This window comes from Ruegeria sp. CH2 (assembly GCF_056537065.1).
Genome location: NZ_JBQFQV010000007.1, coordinates 115737 through 137047, shown reverse-complemented (window position 1 = coordinate 137047; position 21311 = coordinate 115737). Strand labels below are relative to the sequence as shown.

The window sequence follows — 21311 nt, the reverse complement described above, 5'->3', positions numbered from 1 at the left end:
GTTAAGCCCCCCAAGCGTTCTCTGCGATTTCCAACAAACTTTCAAATACATCTGGTGTACCGACGATCACGCGCCCACCGTCGCGGATCATCGCGTCGGCGTCTTGATCTTCGACAACACCGCCCGCTTCTGCAACCAACAATTGCCCAGCCAGACAATCCCAGGCGTTCATGTGTTCTTCCACATAACCCAGAAGTCGCCCGGCTGCGACATAGGCCAATGACAATGCACCGCTGGCGTTTCTGTGAAACATGGAACCGCGCTCGATCAGTTCTGCAACCACCGGCACGACGTGGCGAGTTTCGATCCGGTTCGAATACCCCACAGAAACCGTCCCATCCCGAAGAGCAACCCCAGAGGCCACGTGTATCGGTGAACCGTTCAGTGTCGCGCCCTCTCCGCGTGTTGCCACAAAGGTTTCATCCATACTCGGATCCCGGATCACACCCACCGCAGTGTGCCCTTCGGTGACACCGGCCAGAACAATCGTCCATACGGGTATGCCATTGACGAAATTCGTAGTTCCATCAATTGGATCAATCACCCAGTCAAAACCGCTCTTGCCTGTGGCAGCGCCGTGTTCTTCGCCAAATATCCCATCCTGCGGCCAAGCATCCATGATCTTTTGACGAATGAAGGCTTCGACGTTTTTGTCCGCGTCGCTCACCCAGTCCTGAGCACCTTTTTGATCGATAACCAGATTACTCCTGTCCAAGAAGTATTTCTCGGCTATCACCCCAGCTTCTTCACAGACCGCGATGGCAAAATCTCTGCGTTCCGAAAGACGATTCATGGCCTGTCCTTTTGTGTTTGTGTATCTAAGGCCAACATTGCGGTCCAAGCGGAAGGCTTGCAATGACTGAGTTGCAGCACCGTTCAATTCAATTCATGCCGCCTCGAGGTTGCCGAGCAAAATGGACGTCATATCGGCGGTTATCACCCCGTCTATGGCTACAACATCCATTCCAGTCTGATAATCAACGTTGCTTTTTGTAACTCCCGACAAATCCGCATCTGAATCCAAGAAGACCCATTGAGGTTCATGCGCAGTGGTTTTCCCAACAGCCACCTGCAAAATCGCCAGTGCATCCAGGGCATTGATGGTTCCATCTTGATTGATATCCGCTGCGATTAGGTTTTCCGCATCGGCGGGCCCCCATGTCGGATCGAGGCCAACCGAAATGCGCAACACTTGTAAAGCGTCCATTGCGTCGATCTCTTTGCTTGCCGTCGAATAGTGCTTGATGATGTCCAGTCTTCCGGGGAACGTGCCATCCGGAAGGTCCAAGTCAAATTGTCCCTGATCGTCAGCCGTGACAGATACCGTGCCACCGCCGATCGGAGTGAATCTAATCTCCGCATCCGACAATCCGGGATTTACAGATCGGCTGTCCACTGTGATTGGCCCAAGCACGCCATCCGAACTGTCCGGCTTCAAACCGCCGAAATCACCGAATTCAACCGGAATGTGATCGGGGCCTTCAAACCCGGCCCCGAAAATATCGGTACTGGTCAGCGTTCCGCCCGAAGCGGACTGAACCTGCACCACCTCGCCCCGATACTCTATCCGCGCCCCTTGGGTGGTGCTGGTGAATGTCAGTTGCTGAGGGGACCGCAACAGCAGGTAGTCGAACATGTCCAGACGGTCCACACCCGGTTGAAAATCCGTGATCGTGGTCAGACCGCTGCCCGACTGCATCACGAAAATGTCGGCCCCTGCCCCACCTGACATGGTCGTAGCACCTGTTCCTGCTATCAGTATGTCATCGCCATCGCCACCCATCAGGGTGGTATCCAGAATACTGCCACTCAGCATGTCGTCAAAGGCCGTCCCCGATACTGTTCCAAACCCTTTGTTCACGACCCCAAGATCATCGACAGGAACCGAAATGACAGTGACTCCAGCGTCTTGTTGCGACGTAACCAGAATCTGCAACTCATTGCCGACGTGAGCAAGGCTCAGCGATTCGACATTCTGCAATCCACTACTCAAAGTGTCGGCGAAACTGTCCAGATAGACCAACTGGCCTTCCGGTGTCAGCGTGAACAATGTAAGCCCATCGTCGCCGCCACCCGCCACGACGAATACGCGCCCGTTGATGTCCACGACTTCAAGGTCCTGCACGGATTCAAAGCGGGTCGTGTGCGAATCCAGAATATGGTCTGTGGCGCTCAGGCTGCCGTCAGCTTTCAATTGAAGCACACTGAGCGAGTCGCTGCCTGCGCCCGCCACGATCACCCAGGGCTTGCCGTAGGCATCGATCGTTTCGACGGCTGTCGGAGTCGAGATTCCAAGGGTTCCCATGGCTGAACTGTTGTCAATCTCGGTCAACTGACCGGAAATGCTGTCGATCCGATAAGTTGAGACTGTATTGCTGGCCGCATCACTTGAGATCAGGAAATGGTCTGTTCCTGCGCGCAGCGTCTGCATCGCGTCTCCAGAGCCAGCAACAAGACCAGCAAGGCTCAGCGTTCCATCTGGATTAACAAGATATGTCCCGATTTGACCCGTTTCTTCATGAGCCATTGCCAGAACATCCATGGGTCCGATCGACACTTGAACAATCGCCGAGATATCTCCTCCTCCTGCCAGAGATCCGGTTTCCGTAAGGCTGTCCAGGGTGCCATCCACGTTCAGGTCATATCCGACCAACCCGACCGCCATATTCACATCCAGTACAAGTTGTTCGGATCCCGCCAGCGTTATCGGTGTGCCACTGCGACCAACGTGAAACGTGATTGTGCCGCTGTAATATTCCGTGTCGACCAGTTGCGGTAACGCGCCCTCGACCAGCCTCCAGACCGCGACGCCGCCACCCGGTCCGGTGACGGTATAAAGATACGTGGTTCCGTTAAACGTTTTTAAAGCCGTATCGCCGATACCTGAATCGAGCGCCGCGCTCCCCGTTGCCACCACACCTTCGAATTGAAGCATCACAGCCACACCTCCATCGCCACCCCTGGCCTTGACCAAAAGATGACCTGATGCACGGACCGAAACAAAAGCGGAATTGTGGTGAAAACGAGAAGTTCGGTTTCAGATTAACTCAATTTTTCACTTTCGATCGCAACAGTAACCAGTGGGAAAGACAGATGAGCCAGCCGTTATCAGCGCGATCTGTCTTCCATTTCGGTGATCGCGGAAACCACATGTGAGGGTAAGATGACCAAAGCACCAGAGTTCAACAACCGTCCGGCGGCTGAACCTTCGGAAACGGACCGCAAGCAACACATTCGCCAGTGGATCGATGGAAAACTTGGCCGCTGGGCAGGGCGCGGCGCGGCCGGCGGGTTGATTTCAACTTTGATGGCCTTGCCCGCGTTATCACAAGCCACAATCGAAGAACTGTATGCTTTCCAGTTCGCGGAAACCATTCCAGGCGTTCGCTCGGTCAAGTTGATGAAGAATGGCGATGTTCTTCTAAAAATGGCCGATGGCCGGACAATGATCGTGGCAGCTGAAAACGTCCAGATCCTGGACAGCGGTGCCATCATGATCGCTGAGAATGCGGTTCAGGAGATTGCCCAGTTCAGCGCCGTGGAAGCAGGTGTTTCCGCGGGTGCGTCCGCAGGCGGCATCAGTGGTGCCGGCGCGGCGTTGGGCGGATTGGGCCTGGCAGGGGCGGCTGCGGCCGCAGGAGGTGGCGGCGGTGGCGGTGAAGACAGCCCCGTCGTATCCGAACCCACCCCGACTTACACAAGCCTCAACCTCGCCGAGCTGCAATCCACAGCACTGAACAACGTCAGCACCAACGCCATCGCTCCCGAAGGGACTGCGACCATCGAAGTCACAATAGGGTCACTGGTGAAAACCGTGACACCCAACCCCGATGGCAGCTGGAGCATCTCTCTGACAGCAGCCGAAGCCAGCGGGCTTCCACAGGGTGTGTCGACGGTGACCATCAGGAACCTGGATGGGTCGGGGGCCGAGCTGTCGACACAATCCGTTCAGTTTGACATCGATACTGTCCCGCCAAGCCTGTCGATCACCGGGTTTTCTGACGGGCCGGTACTCAACCTGGGAGAGCAGGCCACCGATCTGACGGTCACCGGTGTAACTGATGCTGAAGACGGGCAAATCGTAACGGTTTCACTGAACGGGCAAAGCTATTCCGGTACGGTTTCCGGAGGACAGTGGAGCGTAACCGTCCCGGCGGCTGACCTTAGCGCCTTGCCTGACGGCGCAATCGTAAATGTCACCGCAGACGTGACTGACGCGGCTGGAAACCCGGCCGCACAGGCCAGCGGAAGCTTTGATACGGATTTCACCGCGCCAAGTGTTTCTCTGGATCCTGTTGCGGGTGGATCAATTGACCTGATTGATGTGGCTGGTGACTTAACCTTAACGGGTTCCACCACGGCCGAGGACGGGCAAACCATCATCGTCACGTTCGACGGGCAGGTGTACACCGGCACTGCGACAGGCGGAAACTGGACTGTCACGATCCCCAATTCTGACCTCAGCGGTCTGTCCACCGGAACACCTGCTGCAATTGTTGTGGCGGTCGAGGATATCGCAGGCAACCCGGCCGTGCCGATTCTAGTTACTGTACCAGTAGACCTGACCGGCCCCTCAATTTCGATATCTCCGCTTTCCGTCGGCGCAGTTCTCAACGCCGCTGAAGCCGCGGCAAGCTTGGCTATAAGCGGCACAACCGCCAATGTCGAAGATGGCCAGCAAGTCACCGTCACACTGGATGGTCAAACATATACCTCGACAGTGACGGGCGGAACATGGACTGTAACTGTCCCAGCCGGTGATCTCGCATCTTTGGCCAACGGAGGCAGCTTTCAGATCACCGCAGATGTCAGCGACGCAAACGGGCTGGCAGCCCCTCAGGCTGATGTGACACTTTCGAAAGACGTCACAGGACCGACCCTCAGCATCGACACGTTCTCGACCGGCGCATTCATGAATGCTGCCGAACAAGCGGTGGACCTGACAATATCGGGCGCAACGTCGGCCGAAGATGGCCAAGTCGTGACCGTCACTTTGAGCGGTCAAATTTACACTGCTACAGCCACCGGAGGGTCTTGGAGCACAGTTGTCCCCGCTGCCGACCTTGCGGCCCTCTCTGATGCTGCCACCGTGGCGGTAACGGCGGATGTCTCCGACGCCGCAGGAAATCCGGCGTCACAGGCCAGCAACAGTTTCACGACCGATTTCACACCCCCTACCCTGGGAATAACCAGTATTTCTGACGGCACTGTCATGAATGCTGCTGAGCAAGGTACCGACCTGATTGTCTCGGGAACCTCTGACGCCCAGGATGGAACGGTCATTACTGTGGAGATCGCGCGCGCAGACGGAACTGTAGATGTGAGCGGTACAGCAACTGTAACCGGTGGTTTCTGGACCTACACCGCAACAGTTGCCGAACTTTCAGGCCTCCAGGACGCAAGTACCTATAATGTCACGGCTTCTGTTTCAGACACTGCTGGGAATGGCAACCAAATCTCGACGAGTTTCACAACCGATTTTACAGCACCAGCAATCACGATCGACAGTTTGCCGGTTGGCTCCGTATTGGATGTAATGGAACAAGCTACAGACCTGACAATTTCAGGCACGACGACCTCGGAAGATGGTCAAATAGTCTCTGTCACGTTTGGCGGGCAAACCTATACAGGTGTTGCATCGGGTGGAACCTGGGCGATAACTGTGCCAGCCAGCGACCTGGGTGCGCTTTCCGATGGAACAAACTACACCGTCACCGCAACAGTTGACGATATCGCTGGCAACAGCGCAGTAGCGGCAAGCAGTTCGGTAACAACGGACTTTCGGCCAGTTCTGATGCTGGACGATGTCGGCGTGAACAACGCAGTGGCCCTTGCTGATGCCAAGGCGTCAGGCATTACTGTCAGCGGTTCCTCTGCCGGGCTTTCAAACGGCCAGATTGTAGATGTTTTGCTGAACGGCAGTTCCGTCGGCAGCGCGACAGTAACCGCGGACGGATCCTGGACACTGGCTGTTGCGTCGTCAGATTTCACCGCCATAGAAGCTGGGGATGCCCTGACTATATCAGCCCAGGCAACCGTTGCAGGGGGACCAGATCCCTTACCTGTATCGGATCAGGCGGTTGCTCATGAACCAGCTGCCTACGTGGTCTCAGAGGTCGGGCGCAGTGGATCAACCGTTACATTTGCCATTTATGCTGATGCTAATCGTGACATCTCTGGTGGCTTGGCTTTTACAGCGGAGCTTGAGTTTGACTCATCTGTCGCCACTTTCGACATCGGATCAGACACGGAACACAGCGCGTTTGATTTGTTCCTGGCAAACCCAGGCACAGGTGACATCATCAACTTCGCTGGCGCGGCGACTGTTTTTTCCGATTTGTCTCAGCCTCTTGTCACCTTCACGATGACAGTACAGGACGCTGCTCAGCCCATTGAGTTAACGATCAAAACACCTGAAGGTGGACCTGTTGCAGTTCAGTTTGGCACCAATGGCAATGACATCCTAACCGCGGCAAACACGGATACAATCATTCGTGGCGGTGGTGGCGATGACAGCATTGACATCACCGAAGCCGGGCGTGACGTCGTTGTCTTTGAAGCCGACCCGAACAACAATGGCGTAGACAGCATAACCGGTTTCACAATTGGGCCCGCAGCAGATGTAACCGACGCTCTGATGTTCAGCGGACTGAATGTCGCTACGCTCCGAGGTGATGGCACGGGTTTTGAGCTTCTTACTGTCGGTGACACATTGGGCACAGACACTGGATTTGTAGGCCTCGATACCGTTCTTGCAGACCTCAATGCCGTTACACTCGAAACGGCTGTAGAGAGCCTTGCCGGAGCAATTGCAGGTGACGCGCTCTATGTGATGGCAACGGACGGAACGGACAGTGTCCTGATCAAAGTTGATTTCGTGACACCTGGCGATGCCAACGTCGAGACCCTCGCCACTTTCCATGGACTCGCCGATCTCAGCGGCTTGACAGCCGACAACATCATACACACCGACCCAACCGGTGCGACGGCCTGAGCCAGCTCAGGAACAAATTGGCGTTCATCAGAAACACGAGGCAGTTATGGCACAGAATGGCTTAACCCCGGTCACACGAGTACGACATGGTCATCGGTTCTGGAAACGTTACACGTCGTTCGAATTCGCGCGCGATATGGTCGACTGCCCGGTGGCTGAGGCAGAGATCCTACAGGCAGCGGCCAATTTTCCGATCGCGTTCCGGAAATCCAAACGGGGATTTTACCCCGTGGCAATCTTATCGATGACACCAGACAAACCGACGCCATACGTGTCAGCAAAAGGGGAATGGCGCGCAAGCTATGTTCCCTCGGCACTACGGTGTGTGCCCTTTCAATCCCGACCACCTGAGCTTCAGGACAAAACCGGAGAGGGGGAGTTTGACTTGCTTGTCAACGAAAGCCTGGAGCTGGTTACCGACAACCCTGACGATGAGCCATTCTTTGACCGAACCGGAGCGCTGGGGGCTGAACTGCGAAATGTCCAGGCGTTCTTTCGCACTCTTACAGCATCACTGGAGAACACATATCAGTTGTGCCGTACGATAGGCGATATGGGGCTTTTTTCCCCACTCGCCTGCGCACAAATGGACGAATGCCTCGATGGTTACTTTGGTGTCAAGCTGGGTGCCTTGCGGCAAGTTCCTTCAGCGCATCTGTCATTGCTCGCCATGAACGGAGGCCTGCGCCTCATACATGCCCACCAAGTTTCCTTGACTCATTGCGCGTGGCTCTTGCCAGCTCAAATGCGCGTCGAGCAATTGGAGAAAAAGTCGTCGACCGGCGTTAGGTCGGGTGCTTCAGAATTTATGGAGGCGCTGGCAGCCGCCCAACGAAAGGAAAGCTTGCTCGACCATCGGTGGCAGGAGGGTCAGTATGCCATTTAGTAAGTATTCGCAGTATTTTGTCGCGCTCAGTCTGCTTCTGGCTTCGGTTTCCGCCTGCACGCGTCCACCCGATTTGACGCCTGTGACGATGTCCTTCGCAGCCCAAACAGCCGGTGCTGGGGCAACTAAACCATCAAAAACACTCAGTCACAGCGCCTTCGGGCAGCGGGTAAAAAAGGCGGTTGAGAACAGCCCAAACCTGGCGCAAGTCAAATCCAGAATGGGAATCGCGAAGGCCAAACAAAACGCGGCTGAAGGCGCTTTTCTCCCGGAGATTTCGCTGGGGCTAAACGCGCGATCTGAAAGGATTGCATCAGATATTGCGGATGTATCGCCGTATCTGAGGGTCTCACAATTGGTCTACGACGGCGGGGCGGCTTCAGGGGATCTGACCGCTGCGCGGGCACGTGTCTTGGAAAGCAGAGGCGATCAGATTCAAACGGCCTCATCCACTGCGCTCGCAGCTATCGAGACCTATGTACTTGTCCTCGATCAACGAAAGATTCAAAGCATCGCAGCACAGAATGTTTTGACCCATGAAGAGCTTGTTCGCCAGATAACCGACCGAACAGAAAACGGCGTCGGTTCAAGTGCCGACGTCCTGGCAGCCCGGTCACGCATGTCCGATGCGCGCACAAAGCTGGCTGATGCGTATGCGCGCACAGACCGCGCCGAAGCGCGATTCCGCGAAGTATTTGGGGATGAACCTGGCACTCTTTCTGCACCAGTTCCGGCACCTGGGCTGGAAAGAAGTGACATGCAGATCATAATGAACAGTCCTCAGGTTCGGCGGTCCGATGCAAGCCTTCTGGCCGCCAAGGCGGAATGGTCCGCAGCGCAAGCGCGCCGCAGCCCTGATGTCAGGGTCGCCGCATTCGCAAACCAGGATAACAATCGTGACGCGAATTTTGGAGTGGATCTTTCTTTCAATTACGAGTTGGACAGCACCGGCCAACGCCGCGCCGCAATAGCAGCGGCGGAATCGTTGGTCAAAGAGACAGAGTTTGCGCGCGAGCAGCTTATCCGAGAAATTACGCGAGAGTTGGGTTTTATCCGTTCGGATCAAAAAGCGGGTGCCGATCGGTTACGCGAAGCCCGGATTGCCGTAGAGGCTAACGCGGAAAGTGTCGCTGCATCCCGTGAACAATTTTCAATCGGCCGCCGTAGCCTCATTGAAATTCTGGATGCTCAGCGCGACTACGTAAATGCTCAGGAACGTTTGATCCTTGCGGAACAGAGCTACTTTCTAACCAATTATGCAGCCCTAAGCCTGACCGGAGACATACTCGACCTGCTTGGGGTTTCATTGGGCGACTGGGGCACTACACAATGAACGCATCCCACCCTGCCACCGATGCCTCGTTACTTACACCGTTTGAAGCCTGTCTGTTGAATATCTCGTCGGCACTTGAACGGCCATTGAGTCTCGCGGCGCTGCACGCGGCGCAAACTGGCGCAGATGGGGATTTGACAGTACGGGACATTCTCGCCCTCGCGCCAAAGGCGGGCATGCAGGCGGGGTATGGGGCAATGCGCCTTTCCGACTTGGATGACAATCTGACACCCACCCTGTTGCTGTTGGCAAAGGGTAAAGCCGTTGTCTTTCACGGACGGACGCAAGCTGGCGCCTTTTTGGTCTTCGACCCAGAGCTTGGCGAAGGTATCGGTGAAGTTTCCGAAGACAGGCTGGCAGCCTGTCATACCGGTTACGCAATCCTGTTCCGTCGCCATCACGACGGCGAAACATTGGACGGGCCCGATTCACACGGCGGTCACTGGTTCTGGAACGCCCTGTCCGCCAGCCGGTGGTCATACGTTCAAGTCGCACTCGCTGCGGCGTTGGCAAACCTCCTTGGTTTGTCTACGTCCGTTTTCATCATGGTGGTCTATGACCGGGTATTGCCCAACGAAGCAACAGAGTCTCTGATCGCTTTGACCCTGGGTGTGGCGTTGGCACTGTGTTTTGACTTTGCCCTCAAGTTGCTGCGGGCGGGATTTATCGACAAGGCCGGGCAGAAAGCCGACTTGTTGATGGGCCGGCGCATTTTCGACCAGTTGCTGAACATCCAGATGAAATCGCGCACTGGGTCTACCGGTGCCATGACCAGCACCATTCGCGAGTTTGAAACTCTGCGAGAATTCTTTACATCCGCGACGCTGGTGGCCGTTGTTGACCTGCCTTTCATTGGGTTGTTCATCCTGGTGATCTATCTGGTTGGGGGACAACTGGCTTTGATCCCTGCACTGGCCGTACCGGTGGTGCTCCTGACAGGTTTGGCGGTGCAGCCAGTTTTATCAAGGATGGCGGAACGAAGCTTGTCCGATGGACAGTCCAAGCAATCAGTTCTGGTTGAGGCTGTCTCGGGACTTGAAACCATTAAAACAACGGCAGCAGGCAGAAAAATGCGCGCACGATGGGAACAGGCCATCGAACAGCAGTCAGCGCATGGTGCACGAAGCCGAACCGTCACGCAATTTGCCCTGAACCTGACCGGATTCACCCAACAGGCCGCACAAGTGCTTGTCGTATTTCTTGGTGTTTTTCTGATCACAAACGGGCAAGCCAGCATGGGTGCGCTGGTGGCTTCGGTAATGTTGACCGGCCGGGCTCTGGCCCCTCTGGGTCAACTGGCACAGACTTTGACCCGCATAAATCAGGCCAGGTGCGCCTATCGCAACCTCAACGCGCTAATGCATGCAGAAAGCGAACGCCCGGAGGGGCGCACATGGCTGACCCGCTCTGATTTCAAAGGGGCAATTGCCTTCAATAACGTGCATTTCTCGTATTCTGACCAAAGCGAAGATACCCTGCATGGTGTCTCATTCACAATCAAGCCTGGCGAGAAAGTCGCAATTCTCGGTCAAATCGGGTGCGGGAAAAGCACGATTGCGCGCCTGCTATTGGGGCTTTACACGCCGCGAGTGGGCTCGGTCATGATTGATGGATTAGACATACGTCAGATCGACCCGGGTGACTTGCGACGCAATATCGGATCCGTTCTGCAGGATGTCTGGCTTTTTTCGGGGTCTGTCAGGGACAATATCGCAAGTGGCGCAGTCCGGCCCAGAGATTGCGACATCGTCGAAGCCGGCCGTATTGCCGGTGTCGAAGAATTCGTGAACAGCCATCCTTCGGGCTATGACCTTCAACTCGCTGAACGCGGTGAGGGGCTTTCCGGTGGGCAACGGCAGGCAATCGCCCTGGCACGGGCACTTGTCGGGCGACCTCCGGTTTTACTTTTTGATGAGCCAACCAGTGCGATGGACGTCAAAACCGAAGCCCAACTGGTTCAACGCCTGAGTGCGTCAACCTCCGGGTCAACCTTGGTCATTGTAACGCACAGAACCAGTCTGCTGGAGCTTGTGGACAGGGTTATCGTTCTGGAAAACGGAAAAATCGCTGTTGATGGACCCAAGAGCCTGCTGACGCAGCACATGCGCCAGAAAGGGAGGCACCTGAATGTCGCAGCATCCTGATCTGGCGAAGTTGGCGCGCGAAATGCAGGGGCGGTCCCCCGTTCGTGGTTCATTGCTCTTGCTGTTGATCCTGTCGTGTATTGCCTCGGCCGGGTTGTGGGCGCATTTGACCGAATTGGATGACGTAACGAGGGTCGATGGGCGGATCGTGCCTTCGGGAGACATACAGGTGATCGACGCCGCCGAGCCTGGCGTGCTGCGGTCGCTTCATGTGCGCGAAGGCCAGTTGGTCGACAAAGGGGCATTGTTGATGGAATTGGACGCCACACAAATCGACAGCCAACTTAGCCAGGAACAACAGCGCGCTTTCGGGCTGCAAGCCCGTGCACAACGACTGCAGGCAGAAATAGATGGTACGCAATTGAATTTCGGTGCTCAGCTGATCGAAGGTGCGCCCAGTGTCGTGCGTTCGGAAACTGCTCTGTATCAGGGTCGGCAAGCAGAGCTGGCGGCAGAAATCGCCATCTTAGAACGACAACGTGAGCAAAAGCAGCGAGAACACGAAGAAGGTCTCGTGGATCAGGTAACAGCAGACGAAACCTTAAAAGTGCTTGGTGAAGAGCGTGCGATCATAGCTCCGCTTGTTGAGCGGCAAATGGAACCGGCAACGACATTGCTGGCGTTACGGCGCAGCGAAGCCGAGTGGCGCGGCCGCAAAGTCCGTGCCGAAGCCGTGACCAGCAGGTTGCAAACCGGTTTAAATGAAATAGATGATCGGATTCAAGCTGCTCACAGCCGATTTCGAAGTGCAGCGCTTACTGAATTGGCCATTGCAACTGCGGAACTGGCGGCCTTGCAACCCGCCTTGCCTGCCCTACGCGACCGCGCTGCACGAGCGCAGGTTCGCTCTCCGGTTCGCGGGATCGTCAACCGCATCCACCGAACCACCATTGGAGGTTTGGCGCGGAGTGGCGAAGATCTTGTCGAGATTGTTCCCCTGGACGACACACTATTGGTCGAAGCTTACGTAAAGCCCGAAGATATTGCATTCTTGCGTGCTGGACAGCCCGTAAAGGTAAAGATCACGGCTTATGATTTTGCGCGATACGGGGCGCTGGATGGTGAAATCGTACGGATTGGCGCCGATACCGTCACACGATCAGAGCGGAACGATGAAGAGGTGTTCGTTGTGGAAATCCGCACGAGCAACACCATGCTCGATGGAAATGGTGTCGCAGTGGAAATCATACCCGGCATGATCGCAGAGGTTGACATTTTGTCAGGTCGAAAATCCGTATTGGAGTATCTACTGGAACCTGTCGTGAAGATAAAAGATCAAGCTTTGCGTGAGTGAGCGCAAAGACCAAAATATTCGTTCTTGCGACGCTTACTGTGTTTTCTATCTACACTGCCTGACGCAGAGGGGATCGAAAGAAATTCTGGTTCACACTCTGGCCAACAGAGCGTCGCTATTTCCAGTCGACATCCCCTAAAAAAATATACCCAGCACCGTAAATCGTTTTGATCAGGCGCGGATTCTTCGGGTCTTCACCAAGTTTCGTACGCAACCTGGAGATTCTGACATCCATAGCACGATCAAAGCTGTCGCCCGCTGCACCGCCCAAGGATTCCTGCATCTGCCCCCTGCTGATCAGCCGCTTGGGGCTTTCCAGAAACAAACGCAGAACCTCGCCTTCTGCATGGCTGAAAGGTGTTTCAGCCCCTGACCCGTCTTCCAGAACATACCGATCAAAATGCGCAATCCAGCCGTTGAATTCCGCCCTGTCCGATTGTGATGTCCGACCGCGCGGCGCGCGCAACCTGGCCCGTACCCGGGCTACGACCTCGGTAGGGTCAAACGGCTTGGTAATATAGTCATCTGCGCCAAGCTCCAGTCCTGTCACACGGTCCTGAACCTGCGCCCGGCCAGAAATTATGATCACTGCTGCACCCTGTTCTAGCGCCAAGCGATGAACAAGCGCCAGCCCATCGGTATCTGGTAAGGAAAGGTCCACAAGGCAGACATCAGGGGTTACTCGATTAAGGGATGCTTCAAACTCTCTGGCACGCGAAAAACTCTGCGTTCTGAAACCGGCATCCTCCAGCGCATCCGTCAGAATGCGCCGAATTTCGGGTTCGTCGTCGAGAATGGTCACCATTGGTTGCGACATCAGGCGGCCTCGGCTTGGATGAGAGCGGACAATTGGGCCTGTGAGAACGGTTTACGCAAAACAGGTGCCAAAGCAAGGGCCCGTTGATGCAGCGGATCTGAATTTGGCAGAGATGTCATAAGGATAAGCGGCAACCCCGGTTTCAACTGTTCAAGGATATCCAAGCCTGTACCGTGTCCTTCCAAACGGATATCGGACAAGACCAGCGAAATGTCCTTCACACTTGATATCAAGGCCAGTGCTTCATCAACTGAATTTGCTTCAATGACAGTAAAGCCCAAATCCACCAGCATGTCCCGAAACTGCCCGCGCAGGTCTTCGCTGTCTTCAACCAACAGTACCAATCCGTCCTGCGCCGGAGGAGCGGGCCGAAAAGGCAAACGCATGACAACTGAGGCCCCAGATGGCGTATTTCTTAGATTCAGATCGCCACCAGCAAGCTTGACCGTATCATAAACCATCGGCAGCCCCAGACCCGAACCGTCGCTCCCTTTTGTTGTGAAAAACGGGTTCAGCGCCTTTTCAAGCGCCTCGGGTGAAAACCCCGGCCCAGTGTCGGAAACCGTGACTTCGATCCAGATCTCACCAATGGCATGTGCACTGATTGTGATCTGGCCCGTGCTCCCGCAGGCATCCCTGGCATTCAGAACCAAATTCAAAAGCGCATCCTGAACCATACCCGGATCAAGCATCAATGTCTGTTTTGGCAAGGTGTTTACGACGGACAGGCCCACACCGCGAGGCAGCGAGGGCGTCGCCAGGATCCTCAGGTCTTCCAACAATCCCCCGATGTCAGTGGCCTGCGGTTGCGGCGTTCGGTTTCCAGTCATGTCGGCGATCCGGTTCAACAGCTGCCCGCCCCGGCGCGCCGTTTGTTGAGTTGCGGCCACAAGTTCCTGCGCGCCATCCGGCAAATCCATCTTGTCGAGGCGGGACTGCATCCCAAGGATGATAGTGAGCAGATTGGAGAAGTCATGGGCAAGCCCGCTGGTCATCTGGGCTGCCATCGCCCGGCGGCGGGTTTGTTGTAATGCAACGCGTGCCTGTGTCTCTTCGGTGATGTCCACCGACATCACGTACACACCCCCTGCCCCATCTGGCGTAAACGAAACCCGAATACGGCGGGAATCCTGATCTTCTGTGAACTCGAAAACCGACGGCTCTCCGCTATAGGCCTTAAGCAAATGGGCCTGAACCCGTTCAAAGGCGGCCGCACCCAGCGCTTCAGAAATGTGAAGCCCCAGAATATCGGACGGACGCCCGGGCATGACGGCGCTCAGGCGGCGGTTCGAGTAATCGTAACGGCCGTCGCTGTCCAAATGTGCGATATGAGCCGGCATCATCTCGGTCACCATACGAGTACGCGCTTCGATTTCGGTCAGTTCCCGCTTGGCCTCTTCCAGCGCCGCGATCGTGGCCGCAAGTTTGCGGTTGGTTGCGGACAGTTCTTCCGCGTGGCTCAGCAACTGTTCCGACAGTTCCTCTGACCGCGCCCGCAACAGGTTTTCCGCCCGCCGCGTGCCGGTGATATCCGTGTAGACCGCGACCCACCCGCCTTGGGGCAGCGGCGCGCCTTCAATTGAAACAACCTGCCCATTGGGGCGTACACGCTCCATGTAGTGGGGCTCAAACGCCAAGGCTTGCTGGACACGTAAATTGACCATTTCCTCGACACTTTCATCGTCGCCATACTCACCGCGGCTGGCAAGAAAGTGGATCGTGTCGCGAAACAGAGCGCCCCTTTGAACCAGCTCATCCGGCAAACCGAACATTTCCTGGAAGCGGCGATTGCTGAGCACCAGTTGCAACTTGTTGTCATAAATGGAAAGCGCCTGACCGATCAGGTTCAGCCCAGCGGTCGTCATCGCCTTGATACGCTTTTCCGTTATGTCCAACTTCGTTTTCTCCACGGCTCATGCCTAGCATCAGAAATCATGCACGGGTAGTGGAATTGAGGGGAGGCGTTTCGGACTCTGCCTTCGTTCAAGTGCTTTTGCCAATCCGCGAATGCGCAAAGAGAAATACGTCGACACACCTGCCCGTGACCGAGTGCCCGGTATAGTTAGAACAGATGAACGTTGACAAAAAACCGCGTTCTAAGATGTGTATCTGGGGCGGGATTTTGCACCCTCAGATGTGATCGAATGCAAGGACAATGTGTGGTCCATATTTCTCATCCGGTGGCGCAACATCTGTCGGCTTAACCGTGCGAGGTCCGTTGCAAAATCTGGATTCTCCGCGACGTTCTCGAATTCGCCCTTACCTTGGTGGTCGAACAGGATCGGGGGCAGGTCGGCAGCGAACTCGACCAGTGTGAACCGTTCATCCCGCAATATTCCCAAACACGAGTCGCTGTTACCGGTCCCCAAGTCTTGCTGCCACAGCGTCGGGTTTTCAGGTTCTGAAAAATCAAGTTCACTGAAAGAATAGTCGCGCCAATCGTCTGGGATATTACCGCGCAACAATGGCAGCAAGGACCGACCATCCATAGCGTTCGGAGCAGCCTGTCCAATCCAGTCCAGTATGGTCGGAGTGACATCCACGGACTCGGTTGGAACGGTGATCTTGCTTCCAGCTACAGCTTCGTTCCCGGGCAAACGGATCATCAGCGGTGTGTGATACGCTGCGTCGTAGACCGTCATTTTGCCCCAGCTGTGTCGATCCCCCAGCATTTCACCATGATCGGCGGTGATAACCAGCAATGTATCGTCGTATTGCCCGCTGTCCTTCAGGTACTGGACAACACGACCGATGTGGTGATCAACCTCGGTCGCCAGGCCCAGATATATAGCACGCAAGGTGCGAATGTTTTCGTCCGTAGGTTCAACGTCATCGAAACCATGAACAAACTTTTTCGCGCTAAAGGTATCCAGCTTTGGTCCGAAGAACGGGTGCAGTGCTTTTTCTGCTGCTGCGCTCGGCAAGCAGTGCGGCAGAGGGATATCCGCCGGGTCATACATGTCATTGTACGGGGCCGGTGCGACCAAGGGCGGATGCGGGCGGATATAGGTCAAATGGGCGAACCAACCGTTTCCACGATGCGGCGCGATCCCATCAAGAAAGGCATCTGTCAGAAAAGCTGTATCGCTGTCTTCCGCCCGATACAGCGCGGGATCATTCAGCCGCGGGTGTCCACCGTCGGGCGAAACGGGCTTGTAGACATCCCAGTACTTTTCGAACTGGTACCCCTTTTTCATCAGATGCGCTTGCCAAGGATATGATTCTTCAAGGCGCATTTCGACAACTTCAACAAACCCAGTCATCGACTGTTCGTAAGACTTGAGGTCAGGGTCATTGGGATCATGGACGCGCGGGTCGGCGGAGGTATCTGTGTACCCAAACAACATTGGCAAGTAACCAGCTTTGCGCATCTCCGTGGCGATGTTTGGGGTATCGTGCCGTAACGGCGTTCCGTTTCTTACCGACCGATGATTCATCGCATATTGGCCGGTCAGAATCGATGCGCGCGAGGGACCACAGGGATTGGTGACCGAAAAATGTCGGGTAAAGGTCACGGCCTCATCCATAAAAGCCCGCAAATTCGGAAGGTTCACATGGTCTGCCAAGGCCCCGGACAGGCAATCCGCTCTAAGTTGGTCGATGATGACAAACAAGACGTTCTTGGTCTGATGCATACCGACTTCTCCGATTCCGCGCCGTAATAACCAACGCGGAATGTGTATTGCTTCCCGCCACAGCGCAACCAATTTGTCGGTCAGGCAAAGACGTGCTATCCCGACAAAGTTGTTGTGCGACAACCTCTGGCATGCACCTGTTCTGCATAGCTCCAATGCGACGGTCGGCGTGACGTCAAGGCCATCCAGCGCGGCAAAAAGAAGTCCAATGGCACAAAGCCATTGCGGTCATTGAATGTTTCAATTCACATGACCTCATGACGCAACCTTCGATTATCTCAGAACACGATTCCAGCGGTACTCGTGTACGCATATCCGGAGAGCTGCTCACGCAATCGCTTCAAACCGTTGAACAAGGTTTTGCCTCTGTCCGCCCAACCGGAGACAGGCTTGTTCTCGATCTGTCCGAGGTCGAAGCTCTGGATACCGGCGGTGCCTGGCTGATCGCGGACCTTGGCAAACGCTTCACGTCGCAAGGTGCAACACTTGAATTTCAAGGGGTGAAACCGGCACATGCCACTCTGATAGATACTGTAACCCGCAGCATACCCGACGAACCCGGTGAACTTGATAAACCGCGAAGTCTGTTGGATTTGATCGCACAGATGGGTCACATCACCGTAGGTGCCTGGCGGGATACGCTTTCCATCCTCGAATTTCTGGGTCTGACACTGCATCGGCTGTTTCGTACCATTGTCATGCCATGGCGACTGCGCAAGGCAGCGCTGGTCACACACATGGAAGAGACCGGGTTCAAAGCACTGCCAATCGTGGCCCTTATGGGATTTCTGATCGGTGTCGTACTAGCATTTCAGGGGGCGACCCAACTGAAGCAATTTGGAGCTGAGATATTCGTGGTCGAGCTGATCTCGATCTCGGTTCTGCGTGAATTGGGCATATTGCTGACGGCTATAATCGTTGCCGGGCGCTCGGGTTCAGCATTCACCGCATCTATCGGCTCGATGAAAGTGCAGGAAGAAATCGACGCAATGCGAACGCTGGGTCTGGACCCGATCGAAGTTCTGGTCATTCCGCGCGTTTTGGCCTTGTTGATCATGCTACCCATATTGGGTTTTGTCGCCGATATGGCAGGCCTGTTTGGCGGCGCCTTGATGAGCTGGATCGACCTGGGTGTAAGCCCCGGAATGTTTCTTACCCGTTTGAAGGAAAACACCGACGTCTGGCAATTGGCAGTCGGTCTTATCAAAGCTCCGTTCTTTGCGCTCGTTATTGGCGTTATTGCCTGCTGGCAGGCAATGCAGGTCAAAGGGTCCGCCCAAAGTGTCGGTCAACGTACGACAGCATCAGTTGTTCAATCCATTTTCATGGTGATCGCAATCGATGCTTTGTTTTCGATCTTCTTCTCAGAGATCGGAATATGACATGAACAATGACACACAACAGGCATCGTTGGCCGCGACCACAGACCGCGAGGCGGTCATTCGTGTGCACGGGCTCCGAACTCAGTTCGGTACGCAAGTGGTACATGAAGGCCTAAATCTTGACGTCTGGCGGGGAGAGGTTCTGGGAATCGTCGGCGGGTCGGGCACCGGTAAATCCGTATTACTCAGAACTATCGTAGGGCTGAACAAACCCGCCGCCGGAGAAATCGAAGTTCTGGGCGTCGATGTTCTGAATGGTCCGGAAGATGATCGTCGCAGAATCGAACGCCACTGGGGCGTTGCCTTTCAGGACGGGGCACTGTTTTCGTCGCTGACCGTGCTCCAAAATGTGATGGCTCCGTTGCGGGAACACACAGGTCTCAGCGAAAAACTGATGGAGTCTCTGGGTGCATTGAAGATCAGCCTTGTGGGCCTGCCACAGCTGAGTTGCGGTAAGTTTCCCTCGGAATTATCGGGCGGTATGCGCAAACGCGCCGCGCTGGCCCGGGCGCTGGCCCTTGACCCTGAGATCGTTTTTCTGGACGAACCGACCGCAGGATTGGACCCTATCGGCGCAGCGGCATATGATGAACTGATCGGCGAGTTACAGCAGGCACTTGGGTTGACAGTTTTTATGGTCACCCATGATCTGGACAGCCTTTACGCCATCTGTGACCGCGTTGCAGTGCTTGCAGAAAAGCGCGTGTTGGTTGAAGGTCCGATTGAGGACATGACCAAGGTCGACCATCCTTGGGTACAGGAATACTTCACAGGCCCCCGCGCCCGCGCGGCGCAGCAGAAGGGGCAAAACAGGTAAAGGCAATGGAAACCCGGGCGAACTATATCCTCATTGGCGCGTTTACCCTTGCGGGGTTGCTGGGCGCATTCGGCTTTTTCCTGTGGCTCGCCAAGTTTGAGATCACGCGCCAATACGCTTACTACGATGTTCTTTTCGACAATGTCGCGGGTCTGTCGGCGGCAGGCGGCGTAAACTTCAACGGCCTGCCCGTCGGGCAGGTTGTTTCCTTGCAGCTGGACGAAAATGATCCGTCAAAGGTTCGGGTGCGGATTGAAGTGGACGCAGACATTCCGATAACCGATGAGACAATCGCACAGCTTCAGTCCCTTGGCGTAACCGGTGTCGGCTATGTTGAACTGACCGGTGGATCGGCTAACGCTGAACGATTGCCACAAAAGAGCATTATCAAGAGCAAACGCAGCGCAATTCAATCCCTGTTCGAAGGCGCGCCAAAAGCTCTGGATGAAGCCGTGACGCTTTTGGAAAACCTGAACAAAGTCGTCGATGATAAAAACCGGGAAGCTGTGAGCGGTATTCTGGACAATCTTGCTTCGGCTACAGGTAAACTGGACAAGACACTGACAAGTTTTGAATCCGTCGCAAATGACATCGGCAGCGCTGCGCAGGATATTGGCGCGTTTTCAAAGCGGCTGGACCCTCTGATCGAAACCGCTCAAACAACGCTCAAGACCGGCTCTGAAACACTGGAAGCTGTCAAAACGGCATCCGAGTCCGCCAAGACAGCGCTGGATGAAGCTAATACAACCATTCAGACGGCGGACCGCATTTTGCAGCAGGACGTGAAGCCTTTCATCGAACGAGGCTCGCAACTGGCTGAACGATTGACCGTTTTGTCTGATGAAGGCAGCGTTACCCTTGGAATTGTGAACGAAACCGTGATGAACGCCAACACGACGCTTGGCTCGATTACTACGGCGATGGAGTCCGCCAAGGGGGCGCTGGCTTCGGCAGAATCCGCTTTTGACTCTGCAAATCGTGTCATGGAGGAAGACGTGGCACCTGTTGCGGAAGATGTCCGGAAGGCGGCCAATCAGGTGACCGAAACCGTCGCGGGCATAACGGAAAAGATCGACCAGATCTCGGACAACGTCCTGAGCGCGTCAAATTCCGCGTCCGAATTGCTGGGAACCATCGACGACATTGTTCAGAGCAACCGCCGACAAGTGTCAGACTTCCTGCGGGTCGGGTTGCCTCAGTTTGTTCGTTTCATCGAAGAATCCCAGCGTCTTGTTATCAGTCTGGATCGCCTCGTAGACAAAGTTGAACGCGATCCGGCACGTTTCCTTCTGGGCACCCAAGCATCGGAGTTCCGTCAATGATCAAGCCTGCACTTGCAATGTTGATGGTCGCGTTGTTTGGCGGCTGCGCTGGTCTGGGCACGTTGCAACAAGCGGCGAAACCGAATGATTTGTATCTGCTGACCCCAAAAAGCACGTTTTCCTCGGCGCTGCCCAGGATTGAAAAGCAGATCGTCGTTCAGGAACCCACGGCAACTGCCGCAGTAAACACGGACCAGATTGCCATTCAGCCCACCTCGTTGCAGGTTCAATATTTGCCCCGCGCCCGCTGGGTGGATCGCGCGCCCTTGATCGTTCAAACCTTGTTGGTTGAAAGCTTTGAGAACTCGGGCAAAGTCGCAGCTGTTGGACGCTCAACCGTTGGCCTGCGGGCCGATTATGTAATAGCCCCGGACCTTCGAGAGTTTCAGGGGGTCGTGATCGAAAATACCGAGAACGGAGCCAATATTCGCGTCGAAGTTCGTATTAACATCAAGGTGATCGACGAATACGAAGATAAAATCGTTGCATCCAGCTCGTTCCAGGAAAACGTCGTGGCGGCAAGCGATCAGACGCCGGATCTGATCAACGCGTTTGACCTGGCGTTGGGGCGCGCGATGAGAGACTCTGTTGAATGGAGCATTCGCAAGATCAATACCCACGTGGCAAACAACCCGCGATCCATTCCCAGATAACGAAAGTTGCATAAGACGGCGGAAAAAGCGGGCA

General features: G+C 55.3%; 14 protein-coding genes. 9 read left to right on the top strand and 5 right to left on the bottom strand.

The annotated features are described in order from the left end of the window. Position 1 precedes the first annotated feature (1 nt). Together ACR0M9_RS11895 and ACR0M9_RS11890 are read right to left on the bottom strand one after the other, a co-directional pair. Positions 2-793: an inositol monophosphatase family protein gene (locus tag ACR0M9_RS11895; RefSeq protein WP_480483723.1), complete on the bottom strand. Its 792-nt coding sequence runs from the start codon at positions 791-793 to the stop codon at positions 2-4. A gap of 93 nt (positions 794-886) precedes the next feature. Next, the gene (locus tag ACR0M9_RS11890) at positions 887-2935 is read right to left on the bottom strand and encodes a dockerin type I domain-containing protein (protein ID WP_480483722.1); all 2049 of its coding nucleotides are present in this window, start codon (positions 2933-2935) and stop codon (positions 887-889) included. Between the two features lie 228 nt (positions 2936-3163). On the opposite strand from ACR0M9_RS11890, the gene ACR0M9_RS11885 reads away from it, so the two are divergent. The 5 genes from ACR0M9_RS11885 to ACR0M9_RS11865 are packed head-to-tail and all read left to right on the top strand — an operon-like array spanning position 3164 to position 12651. Then, positions 3164-6994 (top strand): beta strand repeat-containing protein, encoded by a 3831-nt coding sequence (locus tag ACR0M9_RS11885; protein ID WP_480773683.1) that lies wholly within the window; start codon positions 3164-3166, stop codon positions 6992-6994. Positions 6995-7040: 46 nt separating this feature from the next. Then, a complete protein-coding gene (locus tag ACR0M9_RS11880) occupies positions 7041-7880 on the top strand; it encodes a SapC family protein (RefSeq protein ID WP_480773682.1) in 840 nt (279 codons plus the stop codon). Further along, positions 7789-9213 carry a TolC family protein gene (locus ACR0M9_RS11875; RefSeq protein WP_480773681.1) on the top strand — a complete coding sequence of 475 codons (1425 nt, stop codon included), beginning with the start codon at positions 7789-7791 and terminating at the stop codon, positions 9211-9213. The genes ACR0M9_RS11880 and ACR0M9_RS11875 overlap by 92 nt, the downstream gene beginning before the upstream one ends. Continuing rightward, on the top strand, positions 9210-11357 hold the full coding sequence (locus tag ACR0M9_RS11870; RefSeq protein WP_480773680.1) for a type I secretion system permease/ATPase: 2148 nt from the start codon (positions 9210-9212) through the stop codon (positions 11355-11357). The genes ACR0M9_RS11875 and ACR0M9_RS11870 overlap by 4 nt, the downstream gene beginning before the upstream one ends. Continuing rightward, a complete protein-coding gene (locus ACR0M9_RS11865; RefSeq protein WP_480773679.1) occupies positions 11341-12651 on the top strand; it encodes an HlyD family type I secretion periplasmic adaptor subunit in 1311 nt (436 codons plus the stop codon). The genes ACR0M9_RS11870 and ACR0M9_RS11865 overlap by 17 nt, the downstream gene beginning before the upstream one ends. Positions 12652-12766: 115 nt before the next feature. Here the strand turns inward: ACR0M9_RS11865 and ACR0M9_RS11860 are convergent, their stop codons facing one another. The 3 genes from ACR0M9_RS11860 to ACR0M9_RS11850 form a co-directional block, all read right to left on the bottom strand. Beyond that, positions 12767-13468, bottom strand: a complete 702-nt coding sequence (locus tag ACR0M9_RS11860; RefSeq protein ID WP_480483716.1) for a response regulator transcription factor — start codon at positions 13466-13468, stop codon at positions 12767-12769. Further along, positions 13468-15363, bottom strand: coding sequence for a PAS-domain containing protein (locus ACR0M9_RS11855; RefSeq protein ID WP_480773699.1), 1896 nt, complete (start codon positions 15361-15363; stop codon positions 13468-13470). The genes ACR0M9_RS11860 and ACR0M9_RS11855 overlap by 1 nt, the downstream gene beginning before the upstream one ends. A gap of 201 nt (positions 15364-15564) precedes the next feature. Next, the gene (locus ACR0M9_RS11850; RefSeq protein ID WP_480773678.1) at positions 15565-17103 is read right to left on the bottom strand and encodes an alkaline phosphatase family protein; all 1539 of its coding nucleotides are present in this window, start codon (positions 17101-17103) and stop codon (positions 15565-15567) included. 257 nt (positions 17104-17360) lie between these two features. Here ACR0M9_RS11850 and ACR0M9_RS11845 point away from each other — a divergent pair, with 257 nt between their 5' ends. From ACR0M9_RS11845 to ACR0M9_RS11830, 4 genes are read left to right on the top strand one after another with little or no spacing between them, the layout of a single operon-like run. Then, complete coding sequence (locus tag ACR0M9_RS11845; RefSeq protein WP_480483714.1) at positions 17361-18485, top strand: ABC transporter permease; 1125 nt, start codon at positions 17361-17363, stop codon at positions 18483-18485. Between the two features lies 1 nt (position 18486). After that, positions 18487-19302, top strand: a complete 816-nt coding sequence (locus ACR0M9_RS11840) for an ABC transporter ATP-binding protein (RefSeq protein WP_480773677.1) — start codon at positions 18487-18489, stop codon at positions 19300-19302. 5 nt (positions 19303-19307) lie between these two features. Beyond that, entirely contained in the window at positions 19308-20624 is a 1317-nt protein-coding gene (locus ACR0M9_RS11835) for an MlaD family protein (RefSeq protein WP_480773676.1), read from the top strand. Beyond that, complete coding sequence (locus tag ACR0M9_RS11830; protein ID WP_480483711.1) at positions 20621-21277, top strand: ABC-type transport auxiliary lipoprotein family protein; 657 nt, start codon at positions 20621-20623, stop codon at positions 21275-21277. The genes ACR0M9_RS11835 and ACR0M9_RS11830 overlap by 4 nt, the downstream gene beginning before the upstream one ends. The last annotated feature ends 34 nt before the right edge of the window (positions 21278-21311 follow it).

Excerpts from the sequence above, each read along its gene's own strand:
- ACR0M9_RS11895 (WP_480483723.1), bottom strand. The coding sequence starts at position 793 with ATGAATCGTCTTTCGGAACGCAGAGATTTTGCCATCGCGGTCTGTGAA.
- ACR0M9_RS11890 (WP_480483722.1), bottom strand. The coding sequence starts at position 2,935 with ATGCTTCAATTCGAAGGTGTGGTGGCAACGGGGAGCGCGGCGCTCGAT.
- ACR0M9_RS11885 (WP_480773683.1), top strand. The coding sequence starts at position 3,164 with ATGACCAAAGCACCAGAGTTCAACAACCGTCCGGCGGCTGAACCTTCG.
- ACR0M9_RS11880 (WP_480773682.1), top strand. The coding sequence starts at position 7,041 with ATGGCACAGAATGGCTTAACCCCGGTCACACGAGTACGACATGGTCAT.
- ACR0M9_RS11870 (WP_480773680.1), top strand. The coding sequence starts at position 9,210 with ATGAACGCATCCCACCCTGCCACCGATGCCTCGTTACTTACACCGTTT.
- ACR0M9_RS11865 (WP_480773679.1), top strand. The coding sequence starts at position 11,341 with ATGTCGCAGCATCCTGATCTGGCGAAGTTGGCGCGCGAAATGCAGGGG.
- ACR0M9_RS11860 (WP_480483716.1), bottom strand. The coding sequence starts at position 13,468 with ATGTCGCAACCAATGGTGACCATTCTCGACGACGAACCCGAAATTCGG.
- ACR0M9_RS11850 (WP_480773678.1), bottom strand. The coding sequence starts at position 17,103 with ATGCATCAGACCAAGAACGTCTTGTTTGTCATCATCGACCAACTTAGA.
- ACR0M9_RS11845 (WP_480483714.1), top strand. The coding sequence starts at position 17,361 with ATGACGCAACCTTCGATTATCTCAGAACACGATTCCAGCGGTACTCGT.
- ACR0M9_RS11840 (WP_480773677.1), top strand. The coding sequence starts at position 18,487 with ATGAACAATGACACACAACAGGCATCGTTGGCCGCGACCACAGACCGC.
- ACR0M9_RS11835 (WP_480773676.1), top strand. The coding sequence starts at position 19,308 with ATGGAAACCCGGGCGAACTATATCCTCATTGGCGCGTTTACCCTTGCG.
- ACR0M9_RS11830 (WP_480483711.1), top strand. The coding sequence starts at position 20,621 with ATGATCAAGCCTGCACTTGCAATGTTGATGGTCGCGTTGTTTGGCGGC.